Annotated in this window: 1 protein-coding gene; it reads right to left on the minus strand. The window is 67.3% G+C overall.

Annotated elements, in window-relative coordinates; all coding sequences use genetic code 11:
- Positions 1 to 109 precede the first annotated feature (109 nt).
- Positions 110 to 943: a transposase family protein gene (locus IZR01_RS53950; protein ID WP_194927903.1), complete on the minus strand. Its 834-nt coding sequence runs from the start codon at positions 941 to 943 to the stop codon at positions 110 to 112.
- Positions 944 to 1,035 lie beyond the last annotated feature (92 nt).

A 1,035-nucleotide genomic window follows, 5' to 3' on the forward strand; every position in this document is an offset into this window, starting at 1 on the left:
TGAGCGAATGCCAACATGACGTCGCTGGTCAGGGTACTGGTGTGATCGGGTTTGCGGGTGTTCATCCTGTTCGTAGGCGGGTGTCTGCGGTCTAGATCGTCTGCCGCGGTCAGCGGGTGACTTCGAGGTTGGTCAGGACGAGCAGGGCGCGCAGCAGGTTCGTGGCCCGTGCCTGGTTGAGCCGGAGTCGGGTGAGGATGCGCCAGTTCTTGAGCGCGGCGAAGCCGTGCTCGACGGGGGCGCGGGCGGCGGCGATGATCTGGTTGGCCTGCTTCTGGGCCGCAGTGAGTTTCTTCTTGCGGGTCCTCTTGGCCCCGGTGATGATCACCGGGTCTTCAGGGTCCTGGTCGAGACCGACGAAGCCGAGGTCGGCCAGGGCACCCAGGCCGGCGGCGCGCAGGTGCTCGCAGATCTTGTCGTGGCGGGCGGTCTTGACCTCGCTGGCCGCGCCGCGGCGGGCCGAGGAGATCCAGATCAGGTTGCCGGCCTCGTCGGTAAGGGCCAGGAACAGCAGGCCGTGCGACTTGTGTTTGCCACTGTAGTTTTTGCGGTTGGCTTTCCCGGTGCGGCGGCGGGTGCGGATCAGGGTGCCGTCCAGCAGCACGACCTCCCCGCCGACGCGGGCGATCTTCTTCAAGGCCCGGTCCAGGCGCGGTGCCTGGGCCGCGAGCAGGGCGATCACCTCATCGGTCCAACGGCGGATAGTGGTCGCCGAGACCTGGTTGCCGCCGGCCAGGTCGGCGGCGCGTTGATCGTGGCGCAGCACCGCGAGCACCAGCACCGTGATCTGGCCCGCGGACCGGGACCGCCAGCGCGACCGGATCGCCTTCAGATGCTTGCGCAGCAGGTCGGCGACGTAGTTGACGGTGTTCGTGGACAGCGGCAGGCGGCAGGAGTAGACAGAGGAGACGGCGTCCTCGGAACGTTCGTTGGTGTTCGTCACACAACGTCGATGGACACCGGGGACGCCCCTTACCCGCGGCTCCGACCGCCGTCCCGCTTTGGGGTGAAATCAGTACCCGCATAATCCTCCGT

Origin of the sequence: Catenulispora pinisilvae, from assembly GCF_015356865.1 — a bacterium.
GTDB lineage: Bacteria > Actinomycetota > Actinomycetes > Streptomycetales > Catenulisporaceae > Catenulispora > Catenulispora pinisilvae.